The sequence below is a fragment of the Neorhizobium tunisiense genome, from assembly GCF_039631515.1.
Taxonomy (GTDB): domain Bacteria; phylum Pseudomonadota; class Alphaproteobacteria; order Rhizobiales; family Rhizobiaceae; genus Neorhizobium.
Genome location: NZ_JBDIUU010000001.1, coordinates 1,260,446 through 1,274,990, shown reverse-complemented (window position 1 = coordinate 1,274,990; position 14,545 = coordinate 1,260,446). Strand labels below are relative to the sequence as shown.

General features: G+C 62.8%; 19 protein-coding genes. 10 read left to right on the top strand and 9 right to left on the bottom strand.

The annotated features are described in order from the left end of the window. Positions 1–266: 266 nt before the first annotated feature. The 7 genes from ABCW43_RS06840 to ABCW43_RS06810 all read left to right on the top strand — a co-directional run bounded on the left by ABCW43_RS06840 (position 267) and on the right by ABCW43_RS06810 (position 4,924). The gene (locus ABCW43_RS06840; protein WP_345922685.1) at positions 267–917 is read left to right on the top strand and encodes an invasion associated locus B family protein; all 651 of its coding nucleotides are present in this window, start codon (positions 267–269) and stop codon (positions 915–917) included. A 31-nt stretch (positions 918–948) separates the two neighbouring features. Then, positions 949–1,152 carry a DUF1304 family protein gene (locus tag ABCW43_RS06835; protein ID WP_345922684.1) on the top strand — a complete coding sequence of 68 codons (204 nt, stop codon included), beginning with the start codon at positions 949–951 and terminating at the stop codon, positions 1,150–1,152. A gap of 4 nt (positions 1,153–1,156) precedes the next feature. Further along, entirely contained in the window at positions 1,157–2,164 is a 1,008-nt protein-coding gene (gene ispH, locus ABCW43_RS06830; RefSeq protein ID WP_345922683.1) for a 4-hydroxy-3-methylbut-2-enyl diphosphate reductase, read from the top strand. A 142-nt stretch (positions 2,165–2,306) separates the two neighbouring features. Further along, on the top strand, positions 2,307–3,290 hold the full coding sequence (locus ABCW43_RS06825; protein ID WP_345922682.1) for a homoserine kinase: 984 nt from the start codon (positions 2,307–2,309) through the stop codon (positions 3,288–3,290). Next, positions 3,287–3,727: a ribonuclease HI gene (rnhA, locus tag ABCW43_RS06820; protein ID WP_046641544.1), complete on the top strand. Its 441-nt coding sequence runs from the start codon at positions 3,287–3,289 to the stop codon at positions 3,725–3,727. Before ABCW43_RS06825 ends, rnhA begins: the two co-directional genes overlap by 4 nt. A 15-nt stretch (positions 3,728–3,742) precedes the next feature. After that, a complete protein-coding gene (locus ABCW43_RS06815) occupies positions 3,743–4,552 on the top strand; it encodes an endonuclease/exonuclease/phosphatase family protein (protein WP_345922681.1) in 810 nt (269 codons plus the stop codon). A 63-nt stretch (positions 4,553–4,615) separates the two neighbouring features. Next, positions 4,616–4,924, top strand: a complete 309-nt coding sequence (locus tag ABCW43_RS06810; protein WP_345922680.1) for a Dabb family protein — start codon at positions 4,616–4,618, stop codon at positions 4,922–4,924. Positions 4,925–4,966: 42 nt separating this feature from the next. Here the strand turns inward: ABCW43_RS06810 and ABCW43_RS06805 are convergent, their stop codons facing one another. From ABCW43_RS06805 to ABCW43_RS06780, 6 genes are all read right to left on the bottom strand, one after another. Further along, positions 4,967–5,866 carry a metal ABC transporter substrate-binding protein gene (locus tag ABCW43_RS06805; RefSeq protein WP_345922679.1) on the bottom strand — a complete coding sequence of 300 codons (900 nt, stop codon included), beginning with the start codon at positions 5,864–5,866 and terminating at the stop codon, positions 4,967–4,969. A gap of 16 nt (positions 5,867–5,882) precedes the next feature. After that, the gene (locus tag ABCW43_RS06800; protein ID WP_345922678.1) at positions 5,883–6,755 is read right to left on the bottom strand and encodes a metal ABC transporter permease; all 873 of its coding nucleotides are present in this window, start codon (positions 6,753–6,755) and stop codon (positions 5,883–5,885) included. Beyond that, a complete protein-coding gene (locus ABCW43_RS06795; protein ID WP_345922677.1) occupies positions 6,752–7,519 on the bottom strand; it encodes a metal ABC transporter ATP-binding protein in 768 nt (255 codons plus the stop codon). Before ABCW43_RS06795 ends, ABCW43_RS06800 begins: the two co-directional genes overlap by 4 nt. Next, positions 7,516–7,638 (bottom strand): hypothetical protein, encoded by a 123-nt coding sequence (locus ABCW43_RS06790; protein ID WP_345922676.1) that lies wholly within the window; start codon positions 7,636–7,638, stop codon positions 7,516–7,518. Before ABCW43_RS06790 ends, ABCW43_RS06795 begins: the two co-directional genes overlap by 4 nt. A gap of 683 nt (positions 7,639–8,321) precedes the next feature. Further along, a complete protein-coding gene (locus ABCW43_RS06785) occupies positions 8,322–8,807 on the bottom strand; it encodes a peroxiredoxin (RefSeq protein WP_345922675.1) in 486 nt (161 codons plus the stop codon). Positions 8,808–8,946: 139 nt separating this feature from the next. Continuing rightward, a complete protein-coding gene (locus tag ABCW43_RS06780; RefSeq protein ID WP_345922674.1) occupies positions 8,947–9,804 on the bottom strand; it encodes a protein-disulfide reductase DsbD domain-containing protein in 858 nt (285 codons plus the stop codon). Positions 9,805–9,965: 161 nt separating this feature from the next. On the opposite strand from ABCW43_RS06780, the gene ABCW43_RS06775 reads away from it, so the two are divergent. The 3 genes from ABCW43_RS06775 (at position 9,966) to ABCW43_RS06765 (ending at position 12,016) form a co-directional block, all read left to right on the top strand. Beyond that, positions 9,966–10,571, top strand: a complete 606-nt coding sequence (locus ABCW43_RS06775; protein WP_345922673.1) for a YqgE/AlgH family protein — start codon at positions 9,966–9,968, stop codon at positions 10,569–10,571. Between the two features lie 93 nt (positions 10,572–10,664). After that, positions 10,665–10,856 (top strand): CsbD family protein, encoded by a 192-nt coding sequence (locus ABCW43_RS06770; RefSeq protein ID WP_345923390.1) that lies wholly within the window; start codon positions 10,665–10,667, stop codon positions 10,854–10,856. 92 nt (positions 10,857–10,948) lie between these two features. Next, the gene (locus tag ABCW43_RS06765; protein ID WP_345922672.1) at positions 10,949–12,016 is read left to right on the top strand and encodes a zinc-binding metallopeptidase family protein; all 1,068 of its coding nucleotides are present in this window, start codon (positions 10,949–10,951) and stop codon (positions 12,014–12,016) included. Between the two features lie 243 nt (positions 12,017–12,259). Here the strand turns inward: ABCW43_RS06765 and ABCW43_RS06760 are convergent, their stop codons facing one another. The 3 genes from ABCW43_RS06760 to ABCW43_RS06750 all read right to left on the bottom strand — a co-directional run bounded on the left by ABCW43_RS06760 (position 12,260) and on the right by ABCW43_RS06750 (position 14,540). Beyond that, positions 12,260–13,414, bottom strand: coding sequence for an acyl-CoA dehydrogenase family protein (locus ABCW43_RS06760; protein WP_345922671.1), 1,155 nt, complete (start codon positions 13,412–13,414; stop codon positions 12,260–12,262). A 202-nt stretch (positions 13,415–13,616) separates the two neighbouring features. Further along, complete coding sequence (locus ABCW43_RS06755; RefSeq protein WP_345922670.1) at positions 13,617–14,051, bottom strand: DUF1801 domain-containing protein; 435 nt, start codon at positions 14,049–14,051, stop codon at positions 13,617–13,619. 21 nt (positions 14,052–14,072) lie between these two features. After that, positions 14,073–14,540, bottom strand: a complete 468-nt coding sequence (locus ABCW43_RS06750; protein ID WP_345922669.1) for a DUF1801 domain-containing protein — start codon at positions 14,538–14,540, stop codon at positions 14,073–14,075. Positions 14,541–14,545: the final 5 nt, after the last annotated feature.

Here is a 14,545-nt window from a genome sequence, read left to right as displayed (position 1 = left end):
CCGGAATCCCCCGATAATCAGGGCGTATAGTTCGCCTTTTCGGCCGGGCCGAGCTGATATTCCAAGGGCCTTCCACACCCCTGGCCGCGTCATTATAGACTGCACGGCGGCCAAAATCCGGCGTTTTGTTGATAAACGTGACGGCTGAGCCACGCGTCCTGGCGGGTCCCACTTTCGCCGTACTCCACTGGAAAGAGGTCAGGGCTTTTCATTTCGTCCAGCGAACGACAAGAATAGCCGCACTGATTCGTCTTCCAGAGGTTTCCATGGGTCGTCCCTCCCTGATCTGCGCCGGTCTAGCCGTGATGCTTGCAGCCGCCGTTTCGCTTCCCGCGTTGGCGCAGCAGCCGCAGCCCGGCCCGCGGCCCGCGGCCCCCCAGCCAGCCCCTCAGCCAACCCAGGGCGCCAAGCCGGGACCGCAGCCACCCCGGCCGGCGACGAACGGCGCGCAGGCCCAGCAGCCTTCGGGGCAGCAGGCGCAGCCCCCGGGCAACGTGCGCGAGAACCACGGCGCATGGTCGATCATCTGCGACCGGCCGGCCGGCGCTTCCGCCGACCAGTGCGCGCTGATGCAGAACGTCATCGCCGAGGACCGGCCGGAAGTCGGCCTGTCGGTGGTGGTGCTCAAGACCGCCGACCGCAAGGCGCGCATCCTGCGCATTCTCGCGCCGCTCGGCGTTCTCCTGAAAGACGGCATGGAACTCTATGTCGACAACAACAATATCGGCCGCGCCTATTTCACCCGCTGCTTCTCAGAGGGCTGTTATGTGGAAGTGGAGATCGACGAGGAACTGATGCGCATCTTGCGCGCCGGCAAGGCTGCCGTCTTTGCCCTGCGCGAATCCGCCGATCAGGACCGGGTCGGCATCCCGATCGAGCTGACCGGCTTCGGCCCGGGCTACGACGCCCTTCCGTGATTTCATAGAGACGGGCGAAGCTCGATAGGCGTTGACAGCAATCGTGATTTCCCGCGCGCTTCGACAACGTGGGCCTGCCCCCGATCCCTCCTTCGCCGTCGAATTGAAGCTCTTCTTTCTTGTGTGGGTCACCATTGCCGCTATATATGGCGCGTGGTCGGTCAAGCCGCGCATCCTGCTCATCCAGGGCGGCCCGGCCATTCTCGCTCTCGTGCTGACAGTCCTGGCGTCCTGATTTGATGGCATCATCGATTTTAGAAAAAAGCCCGCTCAAGATTCGCCTCTGCGGTCCGCGCGGTTTCTGCGCCGGCGTCGACAGGGCGATCCAGATTGTCGTGCTGGCGCTGAAGGCCTATGGCGCGCCGGTCTATGTCCGCCACGAGATCGTTCACAACCGTTATGTGGTCGAAGGGCTGGAAGCCAAGGGCGCCATTTTCGTCGAGGAACTCGACGAAATCCCGGCTGAACACCGCGAACAGCCGGTGGTGTTTTCCGCCCACGGCGTGCCGAAATCGGTGCCCGAGGATGCGGAGGCCCGCAATCTCTTCTATCTCGACGCGACCTGCCCGCTGGTCTCGAAAGTCCACAAGCAGGCCATGCGCCACCAGCGCCTTGGCCGCCATGTGGTGCTGATCGGCCATGCCGGCCACCCGGAAGTGATCGGCACGATGGGCCAGCTGCCGCCGGGCACGGTGTCGCTCATCGACACGATCGCCGACGCGGAAGCCTATGTCCCTGAAGATCCGGACAACCTCGGCTACGTCACCCAGACGACGCTCTCGGTGGACGATACCGCAGGCGTCATAGCCAAGCTGCAGGAGCGTTTCCCCAACCTCACGGCGCCGGCTGCGGACAGCATCTGCTACGCCACCACCAACCGCCAGGAAGCGGTCAAGGAAGCGGCTCCCGGCTGCGACCTCTTCATCGTCGTCGGCGCTCCGAATTCCTCGAATTCCAAGCGGCTGGTCGAAGTGGCGCTGAGGGCAGGGGCCAAGCGTTCGCTCCTGGTGCAGCGCGCCTCCGAACTGAACTGGGACGAGATCGGCCGCATCGGCACGCTCGGCCTTTCCGCCGGCGCCTCTGCCCCGGAAGTCATCGTCGACGAGATCATCGCCGCCTTCAAGGACCGTTTCGATGCCGAGATCGAGCTGGCGATCACGGCGGAAGAAACCGAAAATTTCCTGGTCAACCGCGAGCTGCGCGGCGTGCCTTTGACCATCGAGGACATGGCTTGGGTGAATGGGTGAGGAGCGGTCCGGCGAAGCCGGAAAAATCGATCCGATGATTCGATTTCAGCTTCGAACGTCCCGAGCTCTAGCGAAGGTCCTGGCGAGCCGCTAGGAAAGCCACATCACCTATCTGCGCGGCAGAATCACAGCGGGAAGCATCTTGGCCGTTTACACCGATATCACCGAAGACGACCTCAAGCAGTTCCTGACGGAATACGAGGTCGGCGAGCTGACCTCCTACAAGGGGATTGCCGAGGGCGTCGAGAATTCGAACTTCCTGCTGCACACGACCCGCGATCCGCTGATCCTGACGCTTTACGAAAAGCGGACGGATGAGCGCGATCTTCCATTTTTCCTCGGCCTGATGCAGCATCTGGCAGCCAGCGGCCTGTCCTGCCCGCTGCCCCTGCCGCGCAACGACGGAAATCTCTACGGCACCCTGTCCGGCCGGCCCGCCGCCCTCATCTCCTTCCTCGAAGGCATGTGGCTGAGGAAGCCGGAGGCGAAACATTGCCGCGAGGTCGGCAAGGCCCTCGCACGGATGCATCTTTCCGGCCAGGATTTCGAGCTGACGCGCCCGAACTCGTTGTCCGTCGAAGGCTGGAAGTCGCTTTGGGAAAAGTCCGCCGACCGTGCCGACGAGGTCGAAACCGGCCTGCAGGACGAGATCTCGTCGGAACTCGATCACCTGGATCGCCACTGGCCGAAGGACCTGGCCGCCGGCGTCATCCATGCGGATCTCTTCCAGGACAATGTCTTCTTCCTCGGCGACGAGCTGTCCGGCCTGATCGACTTCTATTTCGCCTGCAACGACCTGCTCGCCTATGACGTGTCGATCTGCCTGAATGCCTGGTGTTTCGAAAAGGACGGCGCCTACAATCTCACCAAGGGCCAGGCGCTGCTCGAAGGCTACCAGAGCGTCCGTCCGCTTGAGAGAGCCGAGATCGAGGCCCTGCCGATCCTCGCCCGCGGTTCCGCGCTGCGATTTTTCCTGACGCGGCTCTACGACTGGCTGACGACCCCGGCCGGCGCGCTGGTCGTCAAGAAGGATCCGCTCGAATATCTGCGCAAGCTGCGCTTCCACCGCCAAATCACATCGGCCAGCGAATACGGGCTGGCCGGGGAAAGACTGTCCGCATCATGAAGCAGGTAGAGATTTTCACCGACGGCGCCTGTTCCGGCAATCCCGGCCCGGGCGGCTGGGGCGCCATCCTGCGTTATGGCGACACGGAAAAGGAAATGTTCGGCGGCGAGGCCGAGACGACCAACAACCGCATGGAGCTGATGGCGGCGATCACCGCGCTGAACGCGCTGAAAACCCCCTGCGAGGTCAACCTTCACACCGACAGCAAATATGTGATGGACGGCATTTCCAAGTGGATTTTCGGCTGGAAGAAGAACGGCTGGAAGACCGCCGACAAGAAGCCGGTGAAGAATGCCGAACTCTGGCAGCAGCTGGAGGAAGCGCGCAACAAGCACAAGGTGACGCTGCACTGGGTCAAGGGCCATGCCGGCCATCCGGAAAACGAGCGCGCCGACGAGCTCGCCCGCCTCGGCATGGCGCCTTTCAAGAAGAAGTAGCCGGAGCGCTGAGCGATGACCTTGCGCCTGATTTCCCTCAACGCCTGGGGCGGTCGCGTCCATGAACCGCTGATGCAGTATCTCAAGGCGGCTGACCCGGATGTGCTCTGCCTGCAGGAAGTCACCCGCACGCCGGATGCGGCCGCCGACTGGCTGGCCTACCGCGACGGCGCCTTCGAACTGCCGCAGCGGGCCAACCTCTATGAGGAGGTGAAGGCGGCTCTGCCCGGCCATGAGGCGATGTACGCGCCGGTCGCCCGGGGCACGCTGTTCGAGGGCGAGCGGGAGGTCGCCTCCGAATTTGGCCTCGCCACTTTCGTGCGCGGCTCTTTCCCGATCATCGGCCAGCAGCTCGGTTTCGTGCATGGAGAGTTCTCGGCCGACGGCTGGGGCGAGCACCCGCGCTCGCGCAACGCCCACGCCGTCCGCATCCACCGCTACGAGACAGGCTCGGAGGTGACCATCGTGCAGATGCACGGGCTGCGGGAGCTTACCGGCAAGGGCGATACGCCGGCCCGGCGGGCCCAGGCGCATGCTCTCGTCGCGCTGATCGAAAGGATCTGGCAGCCGGGCGAACCGCTTGTCGTCTGCGGCGACCTCAACCTTCTGCCCGACAGCGAGACCTTCTCGATCCTTGGCAGGCTCGGCCTCATTGATCTCGTCACCACCCGCGGCTTCACCGATACCCGCACGTCCTGGTACCCGAAGGAAGGCCGTTATGCGGACTACCTGCTGGTGACACCGAAGGTGAAGGTCGAGAGTTTTGATGTGGTCGCCGAGCCGGAAGTTTCCGACCACCGGGCGCTTCTTCTGGAAATCGCCTGAGCCGCTGTTGCGCTCGCAGCATCAGTCACTATTCTGCCGCCAACAACCAGGGGAGGTCAGCGCATGATCCTGCATTGCGTATTCGTTCGGTTCAAGGCGGCCATCCAGCAGGCCGACAAGCAGTCGATCTACGATGCGATCGCCGCGCTGAAGGATGTCACGCCCGGCATACTCGACGTGAAATTTGGCCAGAACGTTTCGCCGGAAGGGCTGAACGGCGGTTTTCTCGATGGTTTCATCGTGACCTTCGAGAGCCCCGAGGCGCGCGACGCCTATCTCGTCCATCCGGACCACATAGCTGTTGGCGACCGGATCATCGGTTCTGCGGACGGCGGCCTTTCCGGGCTTCTGGTCTTCGATATGGCTGTGTGAGAAAAGGCCGCGGGCATTTACCCGCAGCCTCCGCTTGCGGGATCAGCTCGACTTCGCCATCGCCGCGGCGATCTGGTCGACATTGTAGCGGAACATCTTCTCATAGGTCGGCGCCGGCCCCTTGGCATCCGAAAGCGATTCGACATAAAGCTCGCCGCCCGGCTGCGCCGCCGTCGCCTTGGCGATCTGTTTCACCAGCCGCGGATCGTTCGAGTTTTCGAGGAAATAGGTTTTTACGCCCTCCGCCTTGATCTGCTCGATCAGCTTGGCGACGTCGGCGGCGGAAGCTTCCGTTTCGGTCGAGAGGCCGAGCGGCGCCAAAAAGCTGACATTGTATTCGCGGCCGAAGTACCCGAAGGCGTCGTGGCTGGTCAGCACCTTGCGGCGGTCGGCGGGCACCGCGTCGAACTTGGAATGCGCGTAGGCATTCATCGCATCGAGCTTCTGGAGATAGGCTTCGGCATTCGCCTTGAAGGCGCCCGCGTCGGCAGGGTCTGCCTCCGACAGCGCCTTCTCGATGTTGGCGACCCAGATTTTCACGTTGACGGGGCTGTTCCACACATGCGGATCGGTCACCGTCTTGCCGTCCTCGTCCATGGTGCGGGTGTTAACGCCCTGCGAGACCACGACCGGCTTGCCCTTGTAGCCCGAAGCGGTGATCAGCCGGTCCATCCAGCCTTCCAGGCCTTCGCCGCTGACAAAGGCCACCTGCGCCGCCTTGAGGTTCTTGGCATCCACCGGCGATGGCTCGAATTCATGGGGATCGCCGTTCGGGCCGACGAGGTTCGTCACCTTCACATGTTTGCCGCCCACCTGGGAGACGACATCGCCGAGCACCGTGAAGGAGGCGACGACCTTGAGCGTGTCCGCGAAGGCCGGGGCTGCGGAAAGGACCATCAGCGCCGGAAGCGCGACGGAGAGAAGCAGTCTGCGGGATATCATGGAAGTCTCCTTGAGGTCAGCCCGCGAGATGCGGGCGGGGAAAGAGCCGCCGGATAAGGCCGGACGGTGCGAAGAGGATGGAAAAGCCGTAGATCACCGCCGCCGTCATGATGATCGTCGGGCCGGAGGCGAGTTCGAGGTGATAGGAGGCGACCAGCCCGACATAGCCGGAGATCGCGGCCGTGACGGCGGCAAGAGTTATCATCGCGGTCAGGCTGCGGCCCCAGAGCTGCGCTACCGCCGCCGGCAGCATCATCAGCCCGACCGCCATCAGCGTGCCGAGCGCCTGGAAGCTTGCGACCATGTTCAGCACCACGAGCAGTAGGAACAGCGCGTGGTAAACCGGCCCGCGGCCGCCGACGGTGCGCAGGAAACCCGGGTCGAAACATTCCGCCACCAGCGGCCGGTAGACGAGGGCAAGGGCGACCAGCGTCACCGATGTGATCGAGCCGATGAGGGCGAGCGCGGGGCCGTCGATCGCGAGAATTGTGCCGAACAGCACGTGCAGCAGGTCGATGTTGGATCCGCGCAGCGAGACGATCAGCACGCCCAGGGCCAGTGATGTCAGGTAGAAGCTTGCAAAGCTCGCATCCTCCTGAAGCACGGTGGCCCGGCTGACGATACCGGAAAGCAGAGCCACCGAAAGACCCGCCACAAGCCCGCCGATCCCCATCGCGGTCAGCGACAGCGAGCCGGCGACGAGATAGCCTATCGCCGCACCCGGCAGCACCGCATGGCTCATCGCATCGCCCATCAGGCTCATGCGCCGCAGCATCAGGAAGACGCCGATCGGGCCGGAGCCGAGCGCCAGGCACAGGCAGGCGACCAGCGCCCGGCGCATGAAGCCGTAATCGGCAAACGGCGCGATCAGCAGATCGTAGGCGCTCATGCGACAACCCCGTTGTTCGACGCGTCGCTGATCGGCGGCTCGCAGGTTCCGGCACCGTCGTCCCATCGCTCGGCCATCATCCGCGCCTTGAGCAGATTGCCGGCCGACATCACCTCCGCCGTCGGCCCCCAGGCGATGCATTCGCGGGCCAGAAGCAGGGTCTCGGGAAAATGCGCCCGCACCTGTTCGAGGTCGTGCAGCACGGCGATCACGGTGCGGCCCTCGCCATGCCAGTGCGCCACGATGTCGAGCAGGTCCTGCGTGGTGCGCGCGTCGATCGCGGTGAAGGGCTCGTCGAGCAGGATGACCTTCGCATCCTGAAGCAGGAGGCGCGCAAACAGCACCCGCTGGAACTGCCCGGCCGAAAGCGAGCCGATCGGCCGCCGTTCGAACCCGCCGAGGCCGACAGCGGCGAGCGTCTCGGTCGCATGGGCGCGTTCCTTCGGTCCGTTCGCCCCGAAGGCTCCGGTATGCCGCCATGCGCCGAGCAGTACCGTATCGAGGACCGAGATCGGAAAACGCCTGTTGATATCCGCCGCCTGCGGCAGATACCCGAAATCGCTGCGGACCAGTTGATGCTGCATCCGCCCTTCCGCCGGCCGCAATTCGCCCATGATCGCCTTCATCAGCGTCGATTTGCCGGCGCCGTTCGGCCCGGCAATCGCGGTCAGGCTGCCAGCCCGGAAGAAGCCCGATACGTGATGGACGGCGGGATGACGGTCGTAGGTCACCGTGAGATTGTCGAGCGTGAGGAGGGCGTTCACGGCAGCATCGCCGCCCAGCCGATCGCCAGCCAGAGAAGGCCGAGGAACAGCGCGACGTAAGCGAGGCGGCCAAGAGCCGAACTGCCGACCAGGCTGGAGGAGAGAGAAAGTCGTTTCATGGAAGCTGCCATTTATGTAATAACATTACTGTTATGTTATAACAAATGCGGCGAAAAGAAGGCGGGCTGTTTCGTCTCCGAAAGGCGATGGTTCACAAAACCCAGTCGTAGGAGTCGCGGACGTCGTCGTTGGCGAGATTTAGTAGCTGCTGCAGGTCACGTTGTTGCCATACCTATAGCAATTCGTGGTTGTTGGTGATCTCGGAGCCGACATTACGATGGGGGGCGGCGCATAGCTTTGTCCCCTGAAGGGGAAAGCGGGCATCCTTCCATCTGATGGGCCGCACTCGTAGCTCATGCGATACCAAGTAATGGGTCCGGGTATGATATCGGCGATCAGTCCGCCAGCATTGCTTGAGCTGTCGAGTACTTGATATGGCCCTTTGCAAGCCACAGCCGCTGTTTTGAGGCAGCCCTGAGGCGATCCGTTACATTTCGCCTCGCGCATCGCTTTGCCGCTTGGTCCAGGAATACTCTCGCCTGACGACGCAACACAACCCGGCAACAATGGCAGTGCCGCAAGCAGCAACATTATGACCTTCGATTTCATGATGGGCCCCCACGCCTTAAAGTAATACGCGCACACATTCATCCCAAAGTCGAGGAAGCTATTAAAGCGTGGCAACGCTAGGTAACAAAAAGGGCGCCACCCGGCGCCCTTTTCAAACGGAATGAGCGATGGCTCAAAGCTGTTCCAGCATCGCGGCGGCGCCGGAGACTGTGGCCTGGCCGGGGCTTTCCTCGACGTTGAGGGACTTCACGACGCCGTTTTCGACCAGCATCGAATAGCGCTTCGAGCGCACACCAAGGCCACCGGCGGAAAGGTCGGCGTCGAGCCCGAGCGCCTTGGTGAAGGCTCCGTCCCAGTCGGCCAGGAAGTGGATCTTGCCGAGGCCACCAGTCTGGGTCGCCCAGGCGCCCATCACGTGCCAGTCGTTGACGGCGAGAACGGCGATGTCGTCTACTCCCTTGGAGAGGATCGCGTCGCGGTTTTCGAGATAGCCCGGCAGGTGGTTCAGCGTGCAGGTGGGCGTAAAGGCGCCCGGCACGGCGAAAAGTACGACCTTCTTGCCGTCGAACAGCTGTTCGGTGGTGATCTCCACCGGACCGTCCGCGGTCTTTTCCTTGAACTTGGCTGGGGGAAGTTTGTCGCCGATGGCAATCGTCATGGGGCTCTCCTCGGTTGGGCGAGCGCCTGGTTCCGGCCCGCCATTCGCGGCGCACTATAGAGCGCACTTAGCGCAAGACAAGGGAAAGGCCGCAATGCAACACGCCGCCGGAGGCAGGTCCGATCAACAGGACGTGACGTCAGTCGAAGGCGAGCGAGGTTTCCATGGCCCGGTTGCCGGCGATCACCAGAATCCCCCAGCGCTTGCCCTTGATGTCGTAGTTCTTCGGCAATTTGCCGACCGGCATGTCGAGCGCATAGGCGTCGCCGTCGCGCCGGCCGTTGACGCCGTCGAAGAGCACGTGGCCCTGCGGTCCGGTGACGATCACCTGCGGCGGTGCCGAGGCCTCTGCCGGCAGTTTCAGCTTCAGGGCCAGCTTGTCGCGCCCCTGCGTCATCGCGTAGTAGGTGACGGCGAAATCGTCCGAGGGCGCTTCCGGGAGCTTCGAGGCCGCGGCGTTGAGGATCATTGCTTCCTCGACGGGCGTGCCCTTGGTGGCTCCAAGCTGCAGCGAGAATTCCGCCTGGAACGGAATGCAGATGTTGCGGCAAAGGCCGACGAAGGCGGAAGCGCCGAGGTTCAGCGGCTTTCCGGGATCCTCCATCTTGAGCTCGAAGGGCAGGGTGACCGCATGGTCATAGCCGATATCGCGCAGCTTGCCGTTGTCGATCCGCTTCGGCACGGGATAACTCATGCTGCTCAGCGTCACGCCGCTTGCCTTGGAAAACACCATCTGCGGCGGAATGCCCGCATCGCCCGGCTCCTTCCAATAGGTGATCCAGCCGGCCTTCGGTTCGATCTGCAGCGCGCCGCGCACCATGCCGTCGGGCTCGGGCGGCATCGCCACCACCCGCATCCGGCCGCCCTCGTTTGTCGCCCAGGGCGTGGTCTCGGCGCAGCTCATCGAGGCAATGCCCAGGACTGCGCCTGCAGTGATGCAGGCGGCGAGCGCCATGGGCGCGCGAGACGGGATGTTGCTCGGCGAAATTCTCTTCATCGACCAAGCATTTAACCGATTGGCTTTGCCCGAACCAGTCACGAGCCCTCGCGCGCCGATCATTTTCGGTTGATTGATCGGGCGGACTGCCCCATCTTGATAGAATTGCAATTGACGCTCTCCAGCCCGTTGGCCGGGCCGGAAGGCAGGCTGGAGGCATCATGTCTTTCTCGACCCTCGGGGACAAGAGCGAACGGGGCTTCCTGGACGGACAGTTCCTGATAGCCATGCCGGGCATGCAGGACAGCAATTTCACCCGTGCCGTCGTTTATATCTGTGCCCATTCGGCGGCTGGCGCGATGGGTTTCATCATCAACCGCGCGCAGCAGATTTCGTTCACCGACGTTCTCCTCCACTTGAAGATCATGGATCAGGCCGATGCGATCATGCTGCCGGTGCAGACCCGTGATCTGCCGATCCTTTCCGGTGGTCCGGTGGAGACCGGCCGCGGTTTCGTGCTGCATTCGGACGATTTCGTCAGCGAGTCCTCCATCCCCGTGAGTGACGACATCTCTCTCACCGCCACGCTCGATATCATCCGCGCCATTTGCGACGGGCGGGGACCGGCGCGTGCCACGATGCTGCTCGGATATGCCGGCTGGGGCGCCGGCCAGCTGGAACTGGAAATCGCCAACAACGGCTGGCTGAATTGCCCTGCCAGCGAAGCGCTGATCTTCGACCGGGCGCTGGAAGGCAAATACGAACGCGCGCTGGCGCTCCTCGGCGTCAGCCCGGAAATGCTCTCCAGCGAAGCCGGCCACGCCTGATCGTTCAGTTTTAAAAGATTTCCGGAACGAAGCCCCCAGCCCGGAGTTCTTTTCCCAGCAGGACGATGGGCGTCCTCACCGAGGAGAAGCATGATGGGCAGCACCAGTGACAAGATGGCCGGCAAGGCCAACGAAATGGCCGGCAAGGTCAAGCAGGCGGCCGGCGACATGACCGACAATCCGAAGCTCAAGGCAAAGGGTGCGGGCCAGGAAGCCAAGGGTCATGCTCAGCAGGCCAAGGGCAAGCTCAAGGATGCGGCGAAGGGTGTTGTCAACCGCATGTAACAGTTGCTCTACAAGCTTAGAATGCGAACCTGTTCCGGCTCCGGCCGGAGCAGGTTTTCTGTATCCGCCCTTTTGAAACTGACGGATTTTCCATGCGCCTCTACGACTGCGATCATTGCGGCCAGACCATCCATTTCGACAATCGCTCCTGCGTGAACTGCGGCCACCGGTTGGCATTCGTCCCGGAGCATATGGCCATGCATGCGCTTGCGCAGGATGAAGGGGAAGGAACATGGCATCTCGTCGCCCGGCCAGACTATAAGGTGCGTCACTGCTCCAATGCCGCGATGGACATCTGCAACTGGACGGTCAGCGCAGACGACCCTCATCCGTTCTGCCCTGCCTGCCGGCATAACCGCCTGGTTCCGGATGCCTCGACCGAGGTCGGCCTCAGCCAGTGGCGGCGCATCAGCCAGGCGCAGCGGCATCTGTTTTACTCCCTGATGCGCTGGAACCTGCCGCACACCAATCGTGACGAGGATCCGCAGGGCGGCCTCGTTTTCGATTTCCTGATCGACGAGGTGCAGCCGGACGGCACCATCGTACCGGCCATGACCGGCCACGAGGACGGCCTGATCGCGATCCGCGCCGCCGAAGCCGACGATGCGACCCGCGAGCAGGTGCGTGTCTCGATGAACGAGCCCTACCGCACCATGCTCGGGCATTTTCGCCATGAAACAGGTCACTATATCTGGGACAAGCTGGTGCGGGACGGCGGCAGGCTGGAGGAATTCCGCGCCATCTTCGGTGACGAGACGATCGATTACGGCACGGCGCTACAGAGAAATTACGAGCAGGGCCCGCCGCCCGGCTGGCAGGATTTCTACATCAGCACCTATGCCAGCACCCATCCGTGGGAAGATTTCGCCGAGTGCTTCGCCCACTACCTGCATATCGTCGATACGCTGGAGACCGCCCGTGCCTATGGCATGGTGATCGAACCGCGCGGCCACGCGGAAATGGCGGCGGAAGTGGCTTTTAACCCCTATGCGGCGCGTGATGCCGAACAGCTCGTTTCGGCCTGGGTGCCGTTCAGCATGGCGCTCAACAGCATCCACCGCTCGATGGGCCAGCCGGATCTCTATCCGTTCGTCCTCTCGCAGGCCGTCATGGTCAAGCTGGAATATATTCACCGGCTGATTCAGGCCCAGGGGAGATAGACTCCCGACCCAAAAAGAAAACCCGCCTTTCGGTGGATCGAAAGGCGGGGTGTAGTTTGTGGGGCGCATTCAGAGACCCCTGGGAATTAGGGGGCAAGATCACGATTTCGTCAACTCAAAAACATGCATTTTCATATTTTAAAGATGCCACCTTGCGTTGAAGTCGCTCCCTTTGCCTCCCATTCTGGGCAAAATGCAGCCTATGCTGGTCCTTGTGCGTCGCTACCTCAAGTTTTTTGTTTCTCAAAAGGTCCTGAGCGTGTCGAGACCCAGGGCCATGCGGCCGGAAAATTCCTGCTGCCCTCCGGTTCTCATGGGGTGGTAACGGGCGCCCTGAATGTCGCGGAAGCGGCGTTCGAGGCCCTTGTCCCGATAGAAGGCAGCGCCGCCTGCGGTCTCCATGGCGAGTTCCGTCGCGGCGATCGCGTGGCGGGCGACCAGCGAGCGGCCGATCATGATCTCGTTGGTCGTCGCCGGCGAAGGTTCGCCGCGCTCGGCCGCCGCGATCATGCCGGCATGGGCGTATTGCGCCGCCCTGAGTTCGGTTTCCATCCGCCCGGCAAGCTCGATCACATGCGCATCCGGCGCCTTCCGTTTCGCCATCTCGACCGCGATGTCGCGAGCGCTTTCGGCGACGCCGAGATAGGCCGAGTAGATCAGCGGGAAGGCGATCATCGAGATGATGTGGAAAAGCATGTGCCATTCACCCTGGTTGCGCTTCAGCGCCACCGCCTCTTCCGGCACCACATGGCCCTCGATCATCACGTCGTTCGAGCCTGTGCCGCGCATCCCCATCACCTTCCAGGTGTCGAGAACCTTGACATGCGGGGAGTTCATCGGCACGCCGAAATGCAGGACCTTCGGCCCGTCCGGTTCATCGAACACCGCGCCGGTCATCAGGATGTCGCCGATCGGCGAGCCGGAGGTGAAGATCTTGCGTGCGGTGATCCGGTAACCGCCATCGACCTTTTCGGCCTTGCCGGACCCTTCGATCCAGTCCGAGCCGCCGCTCGACAGCAGGATGACCCGCTCAGCCGCCACGCGTTTGAGAAGCGGCATCACCGGCGCCGCCTTCTGACGGGTCCAGCGCCAGGCCGGGATCGCCACCTGATGCGTGTGCATCGAAAAGGCGAGCGCCGTCGAGCCGCAATGATGCGCGAGCTCCCGGATCATGTCGCAGAGTTCGCGGACCTCGGCACCGCCGCCGCCAAGATCGGCGGGAACGCCGGCCTCGATCAGGCCGGAATGGCGCAGGTCGCGATAGTTGTCTGCGACGAAGGCATCGCCATTATCGGCGTCGGCGGCGCGTGCGGCAAACACCGGCCCGAGCGATCTGGCAATGCCGATCGCATTCGAATGGACCGTGTGGGCGGGTTTGAGTTCGGTTGCTGCTGTCATGTCTTTCTCCTCCCATTTGTCGAGAATGGGCGGAGTGTTGGCCGCTCGGCGAGCAGCCGCAAGTACAGGAAATGGACTAGACCCTGCCGGATATCGACCGCCGCTACCCGGCGCAGCGGATGGTCGGGGCAAGCCCGACAACTCGAGCCGCTTGATCATGGCATTGGAAGGCGGATCGATCTCCGCCGTTTCGCGATGCTTTTCAGGCGCTTTTCGGCTTCTTCTTCGAGCGAGCGGTATTCAGCGCCACGGCCGCACGAATGAGTGCCTTCAGTGCCTCTTCGTCGATCTTGTCGCCCTCGTGAAAATCGATGGCGCGCCTGGTATTTCCGTCGAGGCTGGAGTTGAAGAGGCCGGAAGGGTCGTCCAGCGAGGCCCCCTTGGCAAAGGTCAGTTTCACGGTGGCCTTATAGGTTTCGCCGGTGCAGATGATCCCGGCGTGCTCCCAGACCGGTACCCCTCGCCATTTCCATTCCTCGACCACGTCGGGATCGGCCTGCTTGATCAGGAACCGGACGCGGGCAAGCGTCTCGCCCCGCCAGTCGCCGAGTTCGCGGATCCTCGCATCGATCAACTGCGCCGGAGAGGGTTCCTTGTTCGTAGAAATGCTTTCCATGGTGGTTGTCGCTTTCTTCATGCTATCGCCATTCGCCCGCAGCTACATCCGTTCGCCGGGCAATTGGCTGGCCTGCTTCACCCAATCGGCGAGCTGTGTTTCGTCGAGTTCGTCTCCCTCATGGATATGGAAGTAGCGCGTCTGCGGAGTTTTGGACGTGCCGGGAGGGACCGGACTGAGCGACGTGCCGCGGAAGAAGGCCAGCTTGATGTAGTTCGTGAAGCAATGGACGCCGAGAAACCAGCCATCGCCCTCGATGCCGTAGAGCGGCGAATTCCATTTGACCGCCTTGTAGACGTTGGGGACGGTTTTGGTGACGAGTGCGTCGAGGCGCCGCCCGACATCGCTTTTCCAGCCCGGCATGGCCGCGATATAGGCCTGCACGGGTGCGTCGCCGTAACCCTTGGCGATCTGCGGGTTGCCGCCCGAAAGGAGAGCCGGCTCCGCAGCGACGCGGCTGGCGGGTATCGGCTTGGCAGACCCGGATTTCCCGGACGTCTTTTCAGCCATTCAGT

Excerpts from the sequence above, each read along its gene's own strand:
- ABCW43_RS06840 (WP_345922685.1), top strand. The coding sequence starts at position 267 with ATGGGTCGTCCCTCCCTGATCTGCGCCGGTCTAGCCGTGATGCTTGCA.
- ispH (WP_345922683.1), top strand. The coding sequence starts at position 1,157 with ATGGCATCATCGATTTTAGAAAAAAGCCCGCTCAAGATTCGCCTCTGC.
- rnhA (WP_046641544.1), top strand. The coding sequence starts at position 3,287 with ATGAAGCAGGTAGAGATTTTCACCGACGGCGCCTGTTCCGGCAATCCC.
- ABCW43_RS06815 (WP_345922681.1), top strand. The coding sequence starts at position 3,743 with ATGACCTTGCGCCTGATTTCCCTCAACGCCTGGGGCGGTCGCGTCCAT.
- ABCW43_RS06810 (WP_345922680.1), top strand. The coding sequence starts at position 4,616 with ATGATCCTGCATTGCGTATTCGTTCGGTTCAAGGCGGCCATCCAGCAG.
- ABCW43_RS06805 (WP_345922679.1), bottom strand. The coding sequence starts at position 5,866 with ATGATATCCCGCAGACTGCTTCTCTCCGTCGCGCTTCCGGCGCTGATG.
- ABCW43_RS06800 (WP_345922678.1), bottom strand. The coding sequence starts at position 6,755 with ATGAGCGCCTACGATCTGCTGATCGCGCCGTTTGCCGATTACGGCTTC.
- ABCW43_RS06790 (WP_345922676.1), bottom strand. The coding sequence starts at position 7,638 with ATGAAACGACTTTCTCTCTCCTCCAGCCTGGTCGGCAGTTCGGCTCTT.
- ABCW43_RS06785 (WP_345922675.1), bottom strand. The coding sequence starts at position 8,807 with ATGACGATTGCCATCGGCGACAAACTTCCCCCAGCCAAGTTCAAGGAA.
- ABCW43_RS06780 (WP_345922674.1), bottom strand. The coding sequence starts at position 9,804 with ATGAAGAGAATTTCGCCGAGCAACATCCCGTCTCGCGCGCCCATGGCG.
- ABCW43_RS06775 (WP_345922673.1), top strand. The coding sequence starts at position 9,966 with ATGTCTTTCTCGACCCTCGGGGACAAGAGCGAACGGGGCTTCCTGGAC.
- ABCW43_RS06770 (WP_345923390.1), top strand. The coding sequence starts at position 10,665 with ATGGGCAGCACCAGTGACAAGATGGCCGGCAAGGCCAACGAAATGGCC.
- ABCW43_RS06765 (WP_345922672.1), top strand. The coding sequence starts at position 10,949 with ATGCGCCTCTACGACTGCGATCATTGCGGCCAGACCATCCATTTCGAC.
- ABCW43_RS06760 (WP_345922671.1), bottom strand. The coding sequence starts at position 13,414 with ATGACAGCAGCAACCGAACTCAAACCCGCCCACACGGTCCATTCGAAT.
- ABCW43_RS06755 (WP_345922670.1), bottom strand. The coding sequence starts at position 14,051 with ATGAAGAAAGCGACAACCACCATGGAAAGCATTTCTACGAACAAGGAA.
- ABCW43_RS06750 (WP_345922669.1), bottom strand. The coding sequence starts at position 14,540 with ATGGCTGAAAAGACGTCCGGGAAATCCGGGTCTGCCAAGCCGATACCC.